Origin of the sequence: Timonella sp. A28, from assembly GCF_051200815.1 — a bacterium.
Taxonomy (GTDB): domain Bacteria; phylum Actinomycetota; class Actinomycetes; order Actinomycetales; family Cellulomonadaceae; genus Timonella.
Map to the genome: position 1 here is coordinate 2,001,603 of NZ_CP195159.1, position 13,708 is coordinate 2,015,310.

Annotated in this window: 12 protein-coding genes and 1 CRISPR repeat array (1 of these 13 running past the window's edge); of the genes, 10 read left to right on the top strand and 2 right to left on the bottom strand. The window is 55.4% G+C overall.

Translation table 11 applies throughout. The features are described from left to right. Positions 1–634: a CRISPR direct-repeat array (repeat unit 28 nt; unit sequence GGCTCACCCCCGCATGCGCGGGGAATAC) (it extends 1,103 nt beyond the left edge of the window). A 290-nt stretch (positions 635–924) separates the two neighbouring features. The 8 genes from ACR9EC_RS09455 (at position 925) to ACR9EC_RS09490 (ending at position 9,571) form a co-directional block, all read left to right on the top strand. Then, a complete protein-coding gene (locus ACR9EC_RS09455; RefSeq protein WP_435298983.1) occupies positions 925–2,481 on the top strand; it encodes an MATE family efflux transporter in 1,557 nt (518 codons plus the stop codon). Between the two features lie 245 nt (positions 2,482–2,726). Further along, positions 2,727–3,767, top strand: coding sequence for an iron-siderophore ABC transporter substrate-binding protein (locus tag ACR9EC_RS09460; RefSeq protein WP_435298984.1), 1,041 nt, complete (start codon positions 2,727–2,729; stop codon positions 3,765–3,767). A gap of 37 nt (positions 3,768–3,804) precedes the next feature. Next, on the top strand, positions 3,805–4,881 hold the full coding sequence (locus tag ACR9EC_RS09465; protein WP_435298985.1) for a FecCD family ABC transporter permease: 1,077 nt from the start codon (positions 3,805–3,807) through the stop codon (positions 4,879–4,881). Continuing rightward, positions 4,878–5,927, top strand: a complete 1,050-nt coding sequence (locus ACR9EC_RS09470) for a FecCD family ABC transporter permease (protein WP_435298986.1) — start codon at positions 4,878–4,880, stop codon at positions 5,925–5,927. Before ACR9EC_RS09465 ends, ACR9EC_RS09470 begins: the two co-directional genes overlap by 4 nt. Next, on the top strand, positions 5,924–6,754 hold the full coding sequence (locus tag ACR9EC_RS09475; protein WP_435298987.1) for an ABC transporter ATP-binding protein: 831 nt from the start codon (positions 5,924–5,926) through the stop codon (positions 6,752–6,754). The genes ACR9EC_RS09470 and ACR9EC_RS09475 overlap by 4 nt, the downstream gene beginning before the upstream one ends. Positions 6,755–6,831: 77 nt before the next feature. After that, a complete protein-coding gene (locus ACR9EC_RS09480; protein ID WP_435298988.1) occupies positions 6,832–8,439 on the top strand; it encodes an AlkA N-terminal domain-containing protein in 1,608 nt (535 codons plus the stop codon). Further along, positions 8,436–8,996: a methylated-DNA--[protein]-cysteine S-methyltransferase gene (locus tag ACR9EC_RS09485; protein WP_435298989.1), complete on the top strand. Its 561-nt coding sequence runs from the start codon at positions 8,436–8,438 to the stop codon at positions 8,994–8,996. Before ACR9EC_RS09480 ends, ACR9EC_RS09485 begins: the two co-directional genes overlap by 4 nt. Before the next feature lie 89 nt (positions 8,997–9,085). Further along, the gene (locus ACR9EC_RS09490) at positions 9,086–9,571 is read left to right on the top strand and encodes a phage holin family protein (protein WP_435298990.1); all 486 of its coding nucleotides are present in this window, start codon (positions 9,086–9,088) and stop codon (positions 9,569–9,571) included. A 2-nt stretch (positions 9,572–9,573) separates the two neighbouring features. Here the strand turns inward: ACR9EC_RS09490 and ACR9EC_RS09495 are convergent, their stop codons facing one another. After that, positions 9,574–10,011 carry a hypothetical protein gene (locus tag ACR9EC_RS09495; protein ID WP_435298991.1) on the bottom strand — a complete coding sequence of 146 codons (438 nt, stop codon included), beginning with the start codon at positions 10,009–10,011 and terminating at the stop codon, positions 9,574–9,576. A gap of 28 nt (positions 10,012–10,039) precedes the next feature. Next, a complete protein-coding gene (locus ACR9EC_RS09500; protein ID WP_435298992.1) occupies positions 10,040–11,596 on the bottom strand; it encodes an MFS transporter in 1,557 nt (518 codons plus the stop codon). A 62-nt stretch (positions 11,597–11,658) separates the two neighbouring features. On the opposite strand from ACR9EC_RS09500, the gene ACR9EC_RS09505 reads away from it, so the two are divergent. After that, positions 11,659–12,264, top strand: a complete 606-nt coding sequence (locus ACR9EC_RS09505) for a TetR/AcrR family transcriptional regulator (RefSeq protein ID WP_435298993.1) — start codon at positions 11,659–11,661, stop codon at positions 12,262–12,264. A gap of 204 nt (positions 12,265–12,468) precedes the next feature. Continuing rightward, positions 12,469–13,533, top strand: a complete 1,065-nt coding sequence (locus ACR9EC_RS09510) for a 2,3-butanediol dehydrogenase (protein WP_435298994.1) — start codon at positions 12,469–12,471, stop codon at positions 13,531–13,533. Positions 13,534–13,708 lie beyond the last annotated feature (175 nt).

Below are 13,708 nucleotides of genomic sequence, written 5' to 3' on the forward strand. Positions count from 1 at the left end.
CACCCCCGCATGCGCGGGGAATACTGCGGCCGAGGAGATCTACGACCTGCTCAGCCTGGCTCACCCCCGCGTGCGCGGGGAATACTAGATGAAGCCGACCGTTTAAACCTGCAAACAGGGCTCACCCCCGCATGCGCGGGGAATACAGTGAAGACGTGGACGCATCCGAGGTACCCATGGGCTCACCCCCGCATGCGCGGGGAATACATAGTGATGACTTGCCCTATACGCCGTGACGGGGGCTCACCCCCGCATGCGCGGGGAATACGGTAACGCTGAGGTGTTCGGTAACGCTGAGGTGGGCTCACCCCCGCATGCGCGGGGAATACGTAGCGTCCGTTTTCTGCTGTGGCAGGGATTTGGGCTCACCCCCGCATGCGCGGGGAATACCAAGCCAATCAACGATTGCTTGATCGTTAAGTAGGCTCACCCCCGCATGCGCGGGGAATACGAAAAAAGTCGGGGTCTTTTTTCGTATTTAGAGGGCTCACCCCCGCATGCGCGGGGAATACCGCCCCTGAACCATGTGGATCTCAGTCAACGCGGGCTCACCCCCGCATGCGCGGGGAATACAATCCGCTGATGAAACTTACTACAACGGTACAGGGCTCACCCCCGCATGCGCGAGGAATACTCTAATTGATCAGCAATTTTACTACGTGATGCCTCAGTTTTTGTGTAGTTCGTTTTGGCCGTGTGCCTAGGCGACCGTGTGTGTGCTGGTAAAACTTGGGTCAAGTGGGCGCGGATAGTTCCAAGGTTTATTCTGTGCTGTTCAAAATTTGGGTGTTGAGTCGCAGTTCACGCCGTTAATAACTAGACGTGTTGGCGGGGTGCAGGAGTAAGATCGAATCGATACGAATCGAATCGATTCGAAAATGACTTTAACCGCCCACCCCCTCACTATTCGGAGCGTCTCGCCTTATGAATAAGACTCTCACCGCTGGCACCCCGTGGCGCGTGATCCTCGTCTTTACTATCCCGCTGCTCATCGGGAACGTTGTGCAACAGTTGTACCAAGTTGTTGATGCGATGGTTGTTGGTCAAGAACTTGGTGTGAACGCTTTGGCTGCTGTTGGGGCTACTGGTTCCATGCTGTTTTTACTCATTGGTTTTGCGTGGGGTATGACCAGTGGTTTCGCTATTCCGACAGCGCAAGCTTATGGTGCGCAAGACCATGCGGCGGTTCGTCGATCGGTTGCAACCGGCACCGTTTTGACTGGGCTTGTGAGCGTCCTGATTACGGTTGGTGCACCACTTATTACGCGCCCCCTTCTTGAGGTTATGCAAACCCCGCCGGAGTTACTGGACGACGCGACAACGTTTGCTGTGATCAGCTTTTTGGGTGCCGCAGCAACCATGTTTTTCAACTTTTTAGCTGCGATTATTCGCGCAATTGGTGACTCTCGCACCCCTCTGGTGTTCCTCATCATTTCGTGTGTGTTCAACATTGCCCTTGTGATGTTGTTTGTCATGGTTCTTGGCTATGGCGTGGGCGGTGCCGCGTTTGCGACTGTTATTGCGCAGTTGTTTTCTGTGGTGTTGTGCCTCATGTATGTGCGTAAGTCGTTGCCGATCCTGCATTTGAAGCGTGCAGATTGGAAGCTTGAGCGTGCGTCCATGCTTGAACATTTGCGTATCGGTTTGCCCATGGGTTTCATGGCGTCAATCATTGCGATTGGTACGTTGACGGTTCAGGTTCGGTTGAACTCGCTTGGTGCTGATGCTGTTGCTGCATACACCACGGCTACACGCGTTGATGGTGTCGCGGTTGCTTTCCTTGGTTCGCTGGGTGTTGCCGTGTCAACGTATGTTGCACAGAACTGGGGTGCGGGGAAGATTGATCGCATCAAGGTTGGTGTGCGTCATGCAATCATCATGTCTGTTATTGGTTCGCTGATTTTGGCGTTCGTGCTGATTGCTGTTGGCGAAATAATCGTTCGCTCGTTTGTTGGCGACAGTGCTAGCGTGCAGGGTGTCGTGGATATGGCGCATGACTTCCTCGTCGTGAATGGTTTGCTGTATTTCGCGTTGGGTATTTTGTTTGTTACCCGAAACGCTATTCAAGGGTTGGGTCGTCCGCTGATTCCAACGTTGAGTAGTGTGACAGAACTTGTGATGCGTGTTGCTGCAGCAATTGTGCTCGGTGGATTGTTTGGTTTTGCTGGAATTATTTGGTCAAACCCGCTTGCATGGTTGGGTGCGGCAGTGCTTTTGCTGCCTGCCTGGTTGAAGGCGCGGCGTTCGTTGGACGACGATTACGCTCGTCATATTGCTGAAACTGGTGGTGTTTCTGCGGCTGTTGAGCAGGAAACGCAACAGGTTGAGGTGCCAGCGTTGATGGGTGTTTCGGAGACGGAACGCGACATTGCGACAACGATCGTTGGTGAAGCCGAAACTGGTGTGCGAGGCGACGTTGATGAGCTGAGCCTGCACGGCAGCAGTACGCATGAGCGGGAGAAGAGCGTTTCGTCCTGCTAGTTCTTCGCGACGATAGTTTTTTTGGGGAGGCTTTCGTCGAGTATCAGCGCTCTACTGGAGAGTGAGTGCTAAGGCCGCCGTCTAGTGAATGCTAGGCGGCGGTTTTGTTGTGTTGTGTTGGTTGTGTGCAGTTGGGCCGCGCGAGGAATGTGATCTAGAACAATTTTCCCCACGAGTCTACACTGGAAAGTTAGGTAAGGCTAAACTAATTCAGTTATATCGTTTCTTAGTGATGGATGGAATCCGTGGCCACTCGACTCAGCCAAAAAATATATGCTGCACTAGCCATCGTCGGCCTCACCGCAGCCCTCGGCGCATGCTCGTCGCAAACCGAAGAAAAACCAGCAGCAGACACACAAACCACTGCAACAGATGCCTTCCCAGTGACCATCGAATCCGCACTAGGAAACGTAACAATCAACGAAAAACCCGAACGCATCGCAACATGGGGATGGTCCGCACAAGACGCAGTCCTCGCATTAGGGCAAGTGCCCGTCGCAATGCCCACATACACATACGGAGGCGTTGACGGCGTCCTCCCATGGGTTAAAGAAAAAATCGACGCACTCGGCGGAGACCAACCAACCCTCCTCAAAGGCGCAGACAACGGCACCGCAAACCCAGAAGAATTCGTTGCAGCACGCCCAGACGTCATCTTGGCCCCATACTCGGGACTCACCCAAGAAGAATACGACGCACTATCCAAAATCGCGCCAGTCGTAGCCTACCCAGACCAGCCATGGGCAACCTCCTGGCAAGACCAAACGCTCATCGTCGGAAAAGCATTAGGCCTCAACGCGGAAGCCCAAAAACTCGTCGACGACACCAACACATACGTTAAAGAGCTCGGCGCACAACACCCAGAACTCGCCGGAAAAACCTTCGCCTACGGCGCAAACAACCAACCCGAAATCCTCAACGTCTACATCGACACCGACCCACGCGCCCAACTCCTCGTTGACCTCGGCATGACCCTCGCCCCATCAGTAGAAGAACTCCTGCCAGAAAACCCAGACAAATCCTTCTACTACGGCCTCGCCTTCGAAAACCTCAACAAACTCACCTCAGACGTACTCGTCGCATACTTCGGTGACCAAGCCGCAGCAGACGCATTCACAAACGACCCACTCGTCGCAGCAATGCCACAAGTCAAAGCCGGAGCCTTCGCGCCCATCATCGGTGAATCATTCGTAATGGCATCCAGCGCACCAACCACACTCTCCATCCCATGGATGCTCGACCAATACGTGCCACAACTCGCACAAGCAGCCAAAAACGTGAAATAGCAGTACTGCCATACACAGAACAATGCACACTAGAGGAATGACTTCCTCGACTCAGGCCGACACCTCAACACCAGGTGGCGGCCTGAGTACCGTCACCCAAAGAAACGGCCCAGTGGGTATGAACCGCAAAGCCCTCAGCGGAATCCTCATCACCATCGCGCTCGCGCTCGTCATCCTAGCGAGCCTCGCAATCGGTGCCGCACACATCCCACCACACACAGTGTGGGAAGCACTCACCTCCTACGACCCAAACAACCCAGAACACATAGCGGTCGTTGAAAAACGAATACCCCGCACAGTCGTAGGAATCGTCGTTGGAGTAGCCCTCGGACTCGCAGGAACCATCGCACAAGGCGTCACCCGCAACCCACTCGCAGACCTCGGGATCCTCGGCATCAACCAAGGCGCAGCCCTCGGCATCGTTGCAGGAATCATCCTCATCGGAGCAACCCAACCACACCAATACATGTGGTTCGGCGTAGCCGGTGCCGCCGCCGCAACCGCACTCGTCTGGTTCCTCGCCTCGCAAGGACGAGAAGGGGCAACCCCCGTAAAACTCGCACTATCAGGCGCCGCCATCGCCGCAGCCCTCTCCTCAATCGTGTCGGGAATACTCATCTCAGACAGCCAAGCCCTTGACTCAATGCGCTTCTGGCAAGTCGGCTCCCTCGCCGGACGAGACTACGACGTACTCATACCAACGCTGCCGCTCTTCGCAGTTGGAACCCTCGCAGCGCTCCTCCTCGGGCGCACCCTCAACCTCCTCGCACTAGGCGACGACACCGCACACGGGCTAGGCCTCAACGTCAAAACCGCCCGCATCCTCAGCGCCCTCACAATCGCACTACTCGGCGGAGCCGCCACCGCAGTAGCAGGCCCCATCGCCTTCCTCGGGCTGATCGTCCCGCACACAGTACGCATATTCGTCGGACCCAACTACAAGTGGATCCTCGCCTACTCGGCACCAGTCGCCGCACTCGTCATCCTGCTGGCAGACATCCTCGCCAGAGTCATCGCCCGCCCAGGCGAACTGCAAGTAGGCATCGTTCTAGCACTCATCGGAGCGCCCGTCTTCATCGCTGTTATCCGACGAGGAAAGGCAGCCACGCTATGACACGCACAGACCAACAACACCACATCACCCGCACTCTACGAAACCGACTACGTGCACGAACCCTCATAGCATGCACGGTTTTTGCGCTGCTCCTCACCGCACTTTTCGTGACAACGCTGCTCTTAGGCGAAGCCGGGCTCACCGCTCAAGAAGTCCTCGAAGCCTTCACCGGGCAAGCCAGTAGCGTCGTGCAATTCGTCGTACTGGAACTACGCTTGCCTCGCGCGCTCGCGGCCGCACTCGTCGGCATCTGTTTAGGAACAGCAGGGGCAATATTTCAATCCGTGCTGCGCAATCCGCTCGCTAGCCCCGACATTATTGGCATCACGGCAGGGTCAGCTACCGCGGGAATCATTTCTGTCCTGCTATTCCACCTCTCCGGCCTACCGCTCATGCTGGTTGTTGTTGCCGGTGGCATCCTCACGTCGGCTCTTGTCGCCGCACTAGCGTGGCGCAGCGGACTCCACGGGTTCAAATTGGTGCTTATCGGTATAGGTGTAGCTGCCGTATGCACGGCAATTACCTCATACATGATGACGAAAGTGGAACTGCGAGACGCCTCCCTCGCATACACGTGGCTTACCGGTTCTCTCGCATCCGTTAATTCGACGACTGTCACAGTTGCAGGCATCGGCGCGGCCGCGTGTTTAGTCGTCTTAGCGTTCACGCACCGCACTCTTCGCGCACTCGAATTAGGTGACAACACGGCTCTTGGCCTCGGGTTTCACGTGAAACGCGACCGTCTGGTCATGCTCGCCTTGGGGGTTGTCCTCACCGCATTAGCTGTGGGCGTGTCAGGGCCTATCGCATTCGTTGCGCTTATGGCACCCCACATAGCCCGCAACCTCGTTGGTGGCACATCACTATCCCTCGTGGCATCGGCGGCTGTTGGCGGCACACTGGTCTCCGGCGCCGACCTGATCGCGCAATACATACTGCCGGGAACACCACTGCCAGTAGGTGTCGTCACTGGCGCGCTAGGTGCCCCATATCTCGCCTGGCTACTCACACGATCTGCCTCTTCGAAACTAGGAGCATCCGCATGAACGACTCCACACCTGCGCCGGAAACTGTCGAACCACACGTCCTTGCCGCAGAATCGGTGACCCTCGGATACGACAAAACCCGCATCATCGAAGACCTGACCTTAACCATCCCGCAAGGAAAAATAACCGTACTTGTCGGGCCAAACGCCTGCGGAAAATCCACCCTACTCAAAGGCTATTCGCGGCTTTTAACACCCAACGCAGGCACAATACTGTTAGACGGCACCAACATAAACGCCATGCCCTCAACGCGAGTAGCCCGCATTTTAGGTCTGCTACCACAGTCACCTATCGCACCAGAAGCCATCACCGTCGCTGACCTCGTATCGCGTGGCCGCTACCCGCACCAATCGTGGCTTCGCAAAACTACAGCACACGACGACCGTATCGTCGACGAAGCAATGGCAGCAGCAGGCGTTATAGAACTCGCGGCACGACCCGTTGACGAACTTTCAGGAGGTCAACGGCAACGCGTCTGGATTGCCATGGCATTAGCGCAACAAACAGACGTGCTACTGCTCGACGAGCCCACCACATACCTTGATATCGCCTACCAAATTGAAGTACTCGACCTCCTCATGGAACTCAACCGTGAACGTGGCACCACCATCGTCATGGTGTTGCATGAGCTGTCTCTGGCTTGCCGGTATGCAGACCATCTCGTTGCCATGTCAAAAGGACGAATCATTGCGGCTGGCCGCCCAACGGATATTGTCACCGCGGATCTTGTGCGGGACGTTTTCGGGATCGACAGCCTCGTCGTGTCAGATCCGATTTCGCACACGCCCACAATTGTGCCGTTTTCTCGCCACCATAAACCGCAGTAAACCTGTGTGCGAGGCAGGTCACTGTCATGTCTGAAAACCGCCAGACCCTCTTTGAATACCCGTGTTAGCGTGAAGGTATGGCAGCACACACGGCAGCGGACAAACCGCAGCACGACGCTCTTTTCGAGCAACGATATGCGGCAATCAGTGCCCGTGACACGCGGTTTGATGGCCAGTTTTTCACTGCCGTTAAAACCACAAAAATCTATTGCAAACCATCATGTCCGGCACGCACCCCTAAACCAGAAAACGTTACGTTCTATGTAACATCTGCTGCCGCCCACGAAGCCGGCTATCGGGCCTGTAAACGCTGCCTACCTGAAGCGACCGCAGGCACCCCAGAATGGAACATTCGCCAAGACCTAGCAGCCAGAGCAATGCGCCTCATCGCAGACGGGATCGTCGACCGACACAATGTTGAAGGGCTCGCACACCATTTAGGGTTTAGTGCTCGTCACGTGAATCGCACACTCATTCAAGAGTTAGGGGCAAGCCCTATCGCGTTAGCTCGTGCTCGCCGCGCACAACTAGCCCGCAACCTGCTCGTCGGAACAGACCTACCCATCGCAGATGTTGCTTTTGCTTCAGGGTTTGGATCGATACGCCAATTCAATGACACCATTCGCGACGTTTTTGATACGACACCAACACACATGCGCGCCCGCACACATCACACGGAAGCACACACGACCACAGGACAAGCAACAACACTCACCATCGCGCTGCCCGTACGATTGCCCTTTCATGCGCGCGGAGTCGTAGAGTTCCTTGCCGCCCGAGCACTACCCGGAATCGAATATGCACAACTCGACGACCCACAACACCTCATATACGCGAGAACACTCGCTCTTCCACACGGTCCAGCTGCGTGCGAAATACATTTCACAGCCACCCCACAAAAGCCCGACGATTGGACTGTCACAGCGCAACTGGAACTGAGCTCATTGCACGACCTATCCACGGCTGTTTCGCGAATTCGTCGGCTATTAGACCTAGATGCGGACGCCCAAGCCGTACACGAGGCACTCAACTCAGATCCACATCTCGCACCTGCCGTGCATGCCACACCAGGCATGCGAGTACCCGGTGCGGTAGACCCAGAGGAACTCGTCATCCGGGCAATCATTGGTCAGCAAATATCAGTAGTTGCTGCTCGCAAACACCTGACAAGGCTCGCTACACAAGCCGGGGCACCTTACACATCGAAATTCCACGGATTAGAACGCCTTTTTCCCACACCGGCACGCATCGTAGCCGCAGTCCCACACATACAACCAGACGAACAACTCGACCCTGAACGCGCTCTGCGCCTCCCACGCCGAACCAGCAACACAGTACGAAACGCTGCAACACACTTGAGCAGCGGCGACCTCAACATCCACGTCGGTGTGGAACCAGAAACACTACAGACCGCACTCACCGCACTACCGGGAATCGGAACGTGGACTGCCGCATACGTGACACTGCGAGTCCTAGGCCACCCAGACACATGGATGAGCGGAGACGTAGCACTTGTTGCAGGCGCCAAAAAACTAGGAATACTCTCCGACGAACACACTCGCAGCTCTCCCGCCGATCACCGAAATCTTGCTGCACACGCCGAAAAATGGGCGCCATGGCGTTCATACGCCTCAATGTACATGTGGCAAGCCGCAGCACAACACCACCTGAAGGACGAAGCATGACCACCTATCTCGCATACACAACTGCCACCCCAGACGGCGACTTCACTGTCATCGCGAACGACGAAGGCATCCTCGCTTCAGGATGGACCACACACATCACAGACCTACTACCGCTTATCCACGCCACCCTGCGCCCAGAACTCACACACGTGCACACCGTTACACACGCGGACACAACTACAACAACAGTCGCCACCACACCAGCACACGCACACATGCAGGCAGCCGCCGCAGCACTCACCGCCTACTACAACGGAAACACACACGCAGTAACAACAGTCCCAGTCGCACAAAAATCTGGACCATTCCGACAGCACGCCTGGGACGTTTTACGCACAATCCAGCCCGGAGAAACCGTCACCTACACCGAATACGCCAACCGTTCAGGACGACCAGCAGCAGTACGAGCCGCAGCAAGCGCGTGCGCCATGAACGCAGCAGCACTCTTTGTACCCTGCCACCGAGTACTAAGAACAGACGGAACACTAGGCGGATTCAGATACGGGCTCGACATCAAAGAACGCCTACTCGCCCGAGAACAACACACCGCACAGTAAACCAACCCAGAAACACCAAAAGATGATGTTGACCAGCACAAGCGTATGAAAAACCACGTTTCCGGTTGCTAGAAGCCACACCTCACGAAATGCTTGCATCACCAGTACTTTTACCTGGGTTGTATTCATTCCTACGTTTGGGGTGCACCGTGATTAGGTTCCTGCTTCACATCCTTGTCAGTCTTGTTTCTGCGGCGCTCGCATTTTTTGTTGCTTCTTTGATTATTGATGGGTTTGAAGTTCAGGCGGGCGGCTTCCTCATCGCGATTGCTGTTTTCACCGCGTCGCAGGCACTGTTTGGGCCGTTCGTGTTCAACCTTGCTCGTAAATATGCGTCAGCGATTCTTGGCGGTATCGGCCTTGTCTCGACCGTGTTGGCGTTGTGGGTTGCCACGCTATTTTCGGGAGGTATCACCATCGATGGCGTAACCGCTTGGATTGCTTCAACACTCGTCGTGTGGCTGATTACGGCTTTGGGTGTGTGGCTGTTGGGGCTTTTGGTTATCAAACGCTGGTGGGGTGGCCGCGAAGAAGAAAAAGCTCGCTTGAAGACGCTGTCACGTCAAGATAAGTGACTTTAGCCGGCGGCTTTCGTCCGTGTGCGTTTGAGTTCGCGCTGTGGAATGAAAATGAAAAAGACGAGTGTCGCGCATACGAAGTAACCGCATATGGCAGCCCAATTTTGTTGGCCGAGCATGTGCGGTGCAATGAACACAAAGAACAGGATTCCGGTAAGCCCTGAAGCGAGCGAGGTCAGGATTCGTAGCGTCAGGCGGCTCCATCCTGTGCGTCGCAACGCCCATAGTGTTCCTCGTCCGGCAAACCATCCGAGCACGCCTGTGATGGATGCGAGCATTGTGAGGATGAATGCGAGTAGGGCAAGCCACGCAAACTCAACATGTATGACGGTGAGTACGATTGCGCATAAGAATCCAACCAGCGCACCTTTGGCTCCTGCGATGAATGCATCGAGTATGGATGTTTCAAGGCGGAGTTCGGTGCGCTGGTTGTTCATAGACACCATTATTGTCTAGGTGTATCCGCTATTGCTGTGTCTTGCGCAATGCGGTGGCTGTCATGATGACTGCACCGAAGACGACGATCGCTCCAACGAGGGAGGTCAGGTCGGCTCCATGCGCAAAGGCAACCTTTGCTGCTTGCGCGACTTGTTCGCCGGTTTCAGCGGGTAGGTTCGCTGCTACTTCGAGTGCTCCACCTAGTGTTTCTGATGCCGCGTTGGCGTCTTGTGGTGATACTCCGGGCGGGAATTCGATGTTGTTTCGGTAGGCTGCGGTCAGGATTGATCCGAGGAATGCTGTTCCAAGGAGCGCACCAAGTTCGTATGCGGTTTCTGAGATACCGGATGCTGCTCCGGCTTTGTTTGGTGGCACCGAGGACAATATTGCGTCGTTGGTGAGCGTTTCAGCTAGCCCTACTCCTAGGCCGACGAGGAGGAACGCTGAGACGAGTAGCCACACTGATGAGGTTGCCCCGAGTTGTGTTGCTACCGCAAACCCCATGGTTGAGAGTGCGAGTCCCAGTGGGATGAGGATGCGTAGCGGGAAATGGTTGGCGAGTTTTACGGCGACCATTCCTGATGCGATGGTGGCTATTAGTCCTGGTAGCAGGTAGAAGCCTGCGGTGAGTGGGCTGTAGCCGAGTACGAGTTGTAGGTACTGCGAGACGTAGTACACCATGCCGGCCATGGCGAGGATGGATAGTAGGTTCGCCATGATGGATACGGAGAAGACCCTGTTTGTGAACAGGTGCATGTCGAGCATGGGGTTGTGTGAGTTGAGTTGTCGTCGCACAAACCATGTTCCGATGAGGAGACCGACGGCGAGGGAAAGTAAACCGATTTCGATTTTTCCGTTTGCGGCTAGGGCTTTGATTCCGTAGACGATGGAGAACATTGCTGCGATGGATGCGGCAACGCTGAGTAGGTCGAGTTTTCCGGGGTGTGGGTCTTTTGATTCGGGCAGGATGATGATGGCCGAGATCAGCATGATGATGATGACGGGCACGTTGACGAGGAAGACGGATCCCCACCAGAAGTGTTCGAGGAGCCATCCGCCGACGATGGGGCCGAGGGCTGCGCCCGCGGAGAATCCGGCAGCCCAGATTGCGATGGCGAGGCGTCGCTGTTCGTTGTTGTGGAAGAGGTTTCGCAGGAGTGCCAGTGTTGATGGCATGAGGGTTGCGCCGAAGAGTCCGAGGAGTGCTCGGGCGGCGATGAGGTGTTCTGCGCTGGTGGCGAATGCGGCGTAGATGGATACTGCGCCGAATCCTACTGCTCCGATGAGGAGGAGTTTTTTGCGTCCTATGCGGTCTCCGAGGGTGCCCATGACTACGAGGAGTCCGGCGAGGACGAGCGGGTAGATGTCGACCATCCATAGGAGCGCGGTGCCTGTGGGGCGGAGTTCTTTGGAGAGTTCGGGTAGCGCGAACGATAGGACGGTGTTGTCTATGGAGACTATGAGGACTACCAGCATGAGGGTTGCTAGTCCTAGCCATTCTTTGATGCCTGCGCGCGGTGTGGTGGGCGCGCTGGTGGCGTGAGGTACTTGTGCCCGGGTTTCGGGCATCGTTGTCTCTCGCATGATGGGTCCTTTCGCTCTTACTGTACCGTCCAGACGGTATCACAGGATGGTAGGCTGTGTGCATGCCAAATTCAGCAAAAGTGGGGAACGGCACTAGCGATACGTCTGTCTCGGCAACGGGCAAGGCACGGCGAGACTACAAGCGCGGTAGCGGGCGAGAGCGCGTTTTAGATGCGTACACGCATATCCTGCGCGAAGAAGGCGCGGGTGCGGCAACGTTAGATGAGGTTGCTCGTCGAGCAGACATTTCCAAAGGTGGATTGCTGCATCACTTTGGTTCGAAAGAGGCGCTCACCGAAGGTCTTATTGCTCGATTAGAAGAGCAGAATGCTGAAGATATTGCCGCGACGATGGGCAATGGCGTCAACGGCATTGAAGCGTTTATTGCTGCGTCTATGTCTGCTAGCGATGACTACAGCGAAACTTTTATGGCTGTTATTAAGTTGGCAGGTTCCGGTAATGACGCTGTTGACGAGGGGCTTCGTCGCACGTTGGAGACGTGGCGTGACGCGCTTGACATAGATGTGAAAGACCCTGTTTTGTCTCGTTTGATCCAGCTTGTGGGAGACGGACTGTACTTGCACGCGTTGGTTGGTGCTAAGCCTGACGAGATTGATGCAGAGGTTGTTCCATTGCTGCGCTCCCTTGTCGAAGAGGGGCAAAAATAAGCCGAATCTGGCATGCTGTGGGTCGCTGAGAAGCACGCGTTTTTTGGAAGGTGAGACGTTCAGTCTCGCTTGGTGAGTGAACCCAGTCAAGGTTAGGTAAATAGATATTTTACTGAGAAAGTATTTCCACTGTGGAGAGCCAACCCGCACGACTCACCACCCCCGCACACGCTGACACCCGCAGTCGGCAAGAAGGAAATACCAATGAAGGCAATCCGGTACTACGGCAAAGAAGACGTACGACTAGACGAAATCGACGAACCGCAAGTTCGCCCAGGAACCGTCAAAATTAAACCAGCATGGACTGGGCTTTGCGGTTCTGACCTGCATCTTTACTTCCACGGTGTGATGCCACCAGCTCCATCACACGACAACGCACACCCGGTAACCGGAGAAAAACTCCCCGTCGTTTTCGGCCACGAATTCTCAGGAATCGTAGAAGAAATCGGTGAAGGCGTTACCGGCTTCAACCTCGGCGAACACGTCGTTGTTGAACCATCAGTCGTCTGTAACGAATGCGTTGCCTGCCGCGACGGCGCATACAACGTGTGCGAAAAGTTCGGCTTCGTCGGCATCTCCGGACGAGGCGGTGGCCTAAGCGAATACGTTGTAGCCGAAGAGCGCTGGGTGCACTCCGTCGGCAACATGCCACTCGACGAAGCAGCACTCATCGAACCACTTGCCGTTTCGCTCCACGCAGTACGCATGGTCGACCTCAACGAAGGCGACGTTGCAGTTGTGGGCGGCGCTGGACCAATCGGCTTGCTCACCGCAGCAGTTCTTAAAGCGCACGGCGTGACAACAATCGTGTCTGAAGTATCGACCGCCCGACGAGAAATGGCCCTTGAGTTTAAGGTCGCTGACTATGTTGTCGACCCAATGCAGCAGGACCTTGCAGAGTTCGTTAAAGCGCACACCGGTGGCGCTGGCGCAGCCGCAGCGTTTGACTGCGCAGGCGTACAACCTGTTTTCGACTCCCTGTTGAAGAGCTTGAAGGCCCGCGGGCACCTACAGATCGTTGCTATTTACACCAACAACCCTGTCATTGATTTCCCTGCCATGATCTTCAAAGAGCTGCGCGTTAGCGCATCCCTTGGATATGCAGGTGACCACCAAGCGGCAATCGATCTTGTGCACAGCGGAAAAGTAAACCTTAAACCGTTCATTACTGCACGCATTAACGCAGAAAACATTGCACAAGACGGCTACCAGTTCCTTGTGGACAACAAGGAAACTCAAGTGAAAGTTATTGCACAACTTCAAGCATAATTTTCGCTTTGCCTCTCCAGCGTGATCAGGTTGCGCCATCTGATAACGCCACAGTGTGGGTTGGGAGCCGTGGGGGCTCCCAACCCACACGTGTATCCACATGTTTTGCAACGCAACATTAACGGCATATATCCCATGTAATACTTTGACCGTAGATGCAAGCTAATGTGGCGTT

What these genes read in the sequence shown, in the direction of transcription:
- ACR9EC_RS09465 (WP_435298985.1), top strand. Translation starts at nt 3,805, where the DNA reads ATGACTTCCTCGACTCAGGCCGACACCTCAACACCAGGTGGCGGCCTG.
- ACR9EC_RS09470 (WP_435298986.1), top strand. Translation starts at nt 4,878, where the DNA reads ATGACACGCACAGACCAACAACACCACATCACCCGCACTCTACGAAAC.
- ACR9EC_RS09510 (WP_435298994.1), top strand. Translation starts at nt 12,469, where the DNA reads ATGAAGGCAATCCGGTACTACGGCAAAGAAGACGTACGACTAGACGAA.
- ACR9EC_RS09485 (WP_435298989.1), top strand. Translation starts at nt 8,436, where the DNA reads ATGACCACCTATCTCGCATACACAACTGCCACCCCAGACGGCGACTTC.
- ACR9EC_RS09475 (WP_435298987.1), top strand. Translation starts at nt 5,924, where the DNA reads ATGAACGACTCCACACCTGCGCCGGAAACTGTCGAACCACACGTCCTT.
- ACR9EC_RS09455 (WP_435298983.1), top strand. Translation starts at nt 925, where the DNA reads ATGAATAAGACTCTCACCGCTGGCACCCCGTGGCGCGTGATCCTCGTC.
- ACR9EC_RS09495 (WP_435298991.1), bottom strand. Translation starts at nt 10,011, where the DNA reads ATGAACAACCAGCGCACCGAACTCCGCCTTGAAACATCCATACTCGAT.
- ACR9EC_RS09500 (WP_435298992.1), bottom strand. Translation starts at nt 11,596, where the DNA reads ATGCGAGAGACAACGATGCCCGAAACCCGGGCACAAGTACCTCACGCC.
- ACR9EC_RS09505 (WP_435298993.1), top strand. Translation starts at nt 11,659, where the DNA reads ATGCCAAATTCAGCAAAAGTGGGGAACGGCACTAGCGATACGTCTGTC.
- ACR9EC_RS09490 (WP_435298990.1), top strand. Translation starts at nt 9,086, where the DNA reads ATGCTTGCATCACCAGTACTTTTACCTGGGTTGTATTCATTCCTACGT.
- ACR9EC_RS09480 (WP_435298988.1), top strand. Translation starts at nt 6,832, where the DNA reads ATGGCAGCACACACGGCAGCGGACAAACCGCAGCACGACGCTCTTTTC.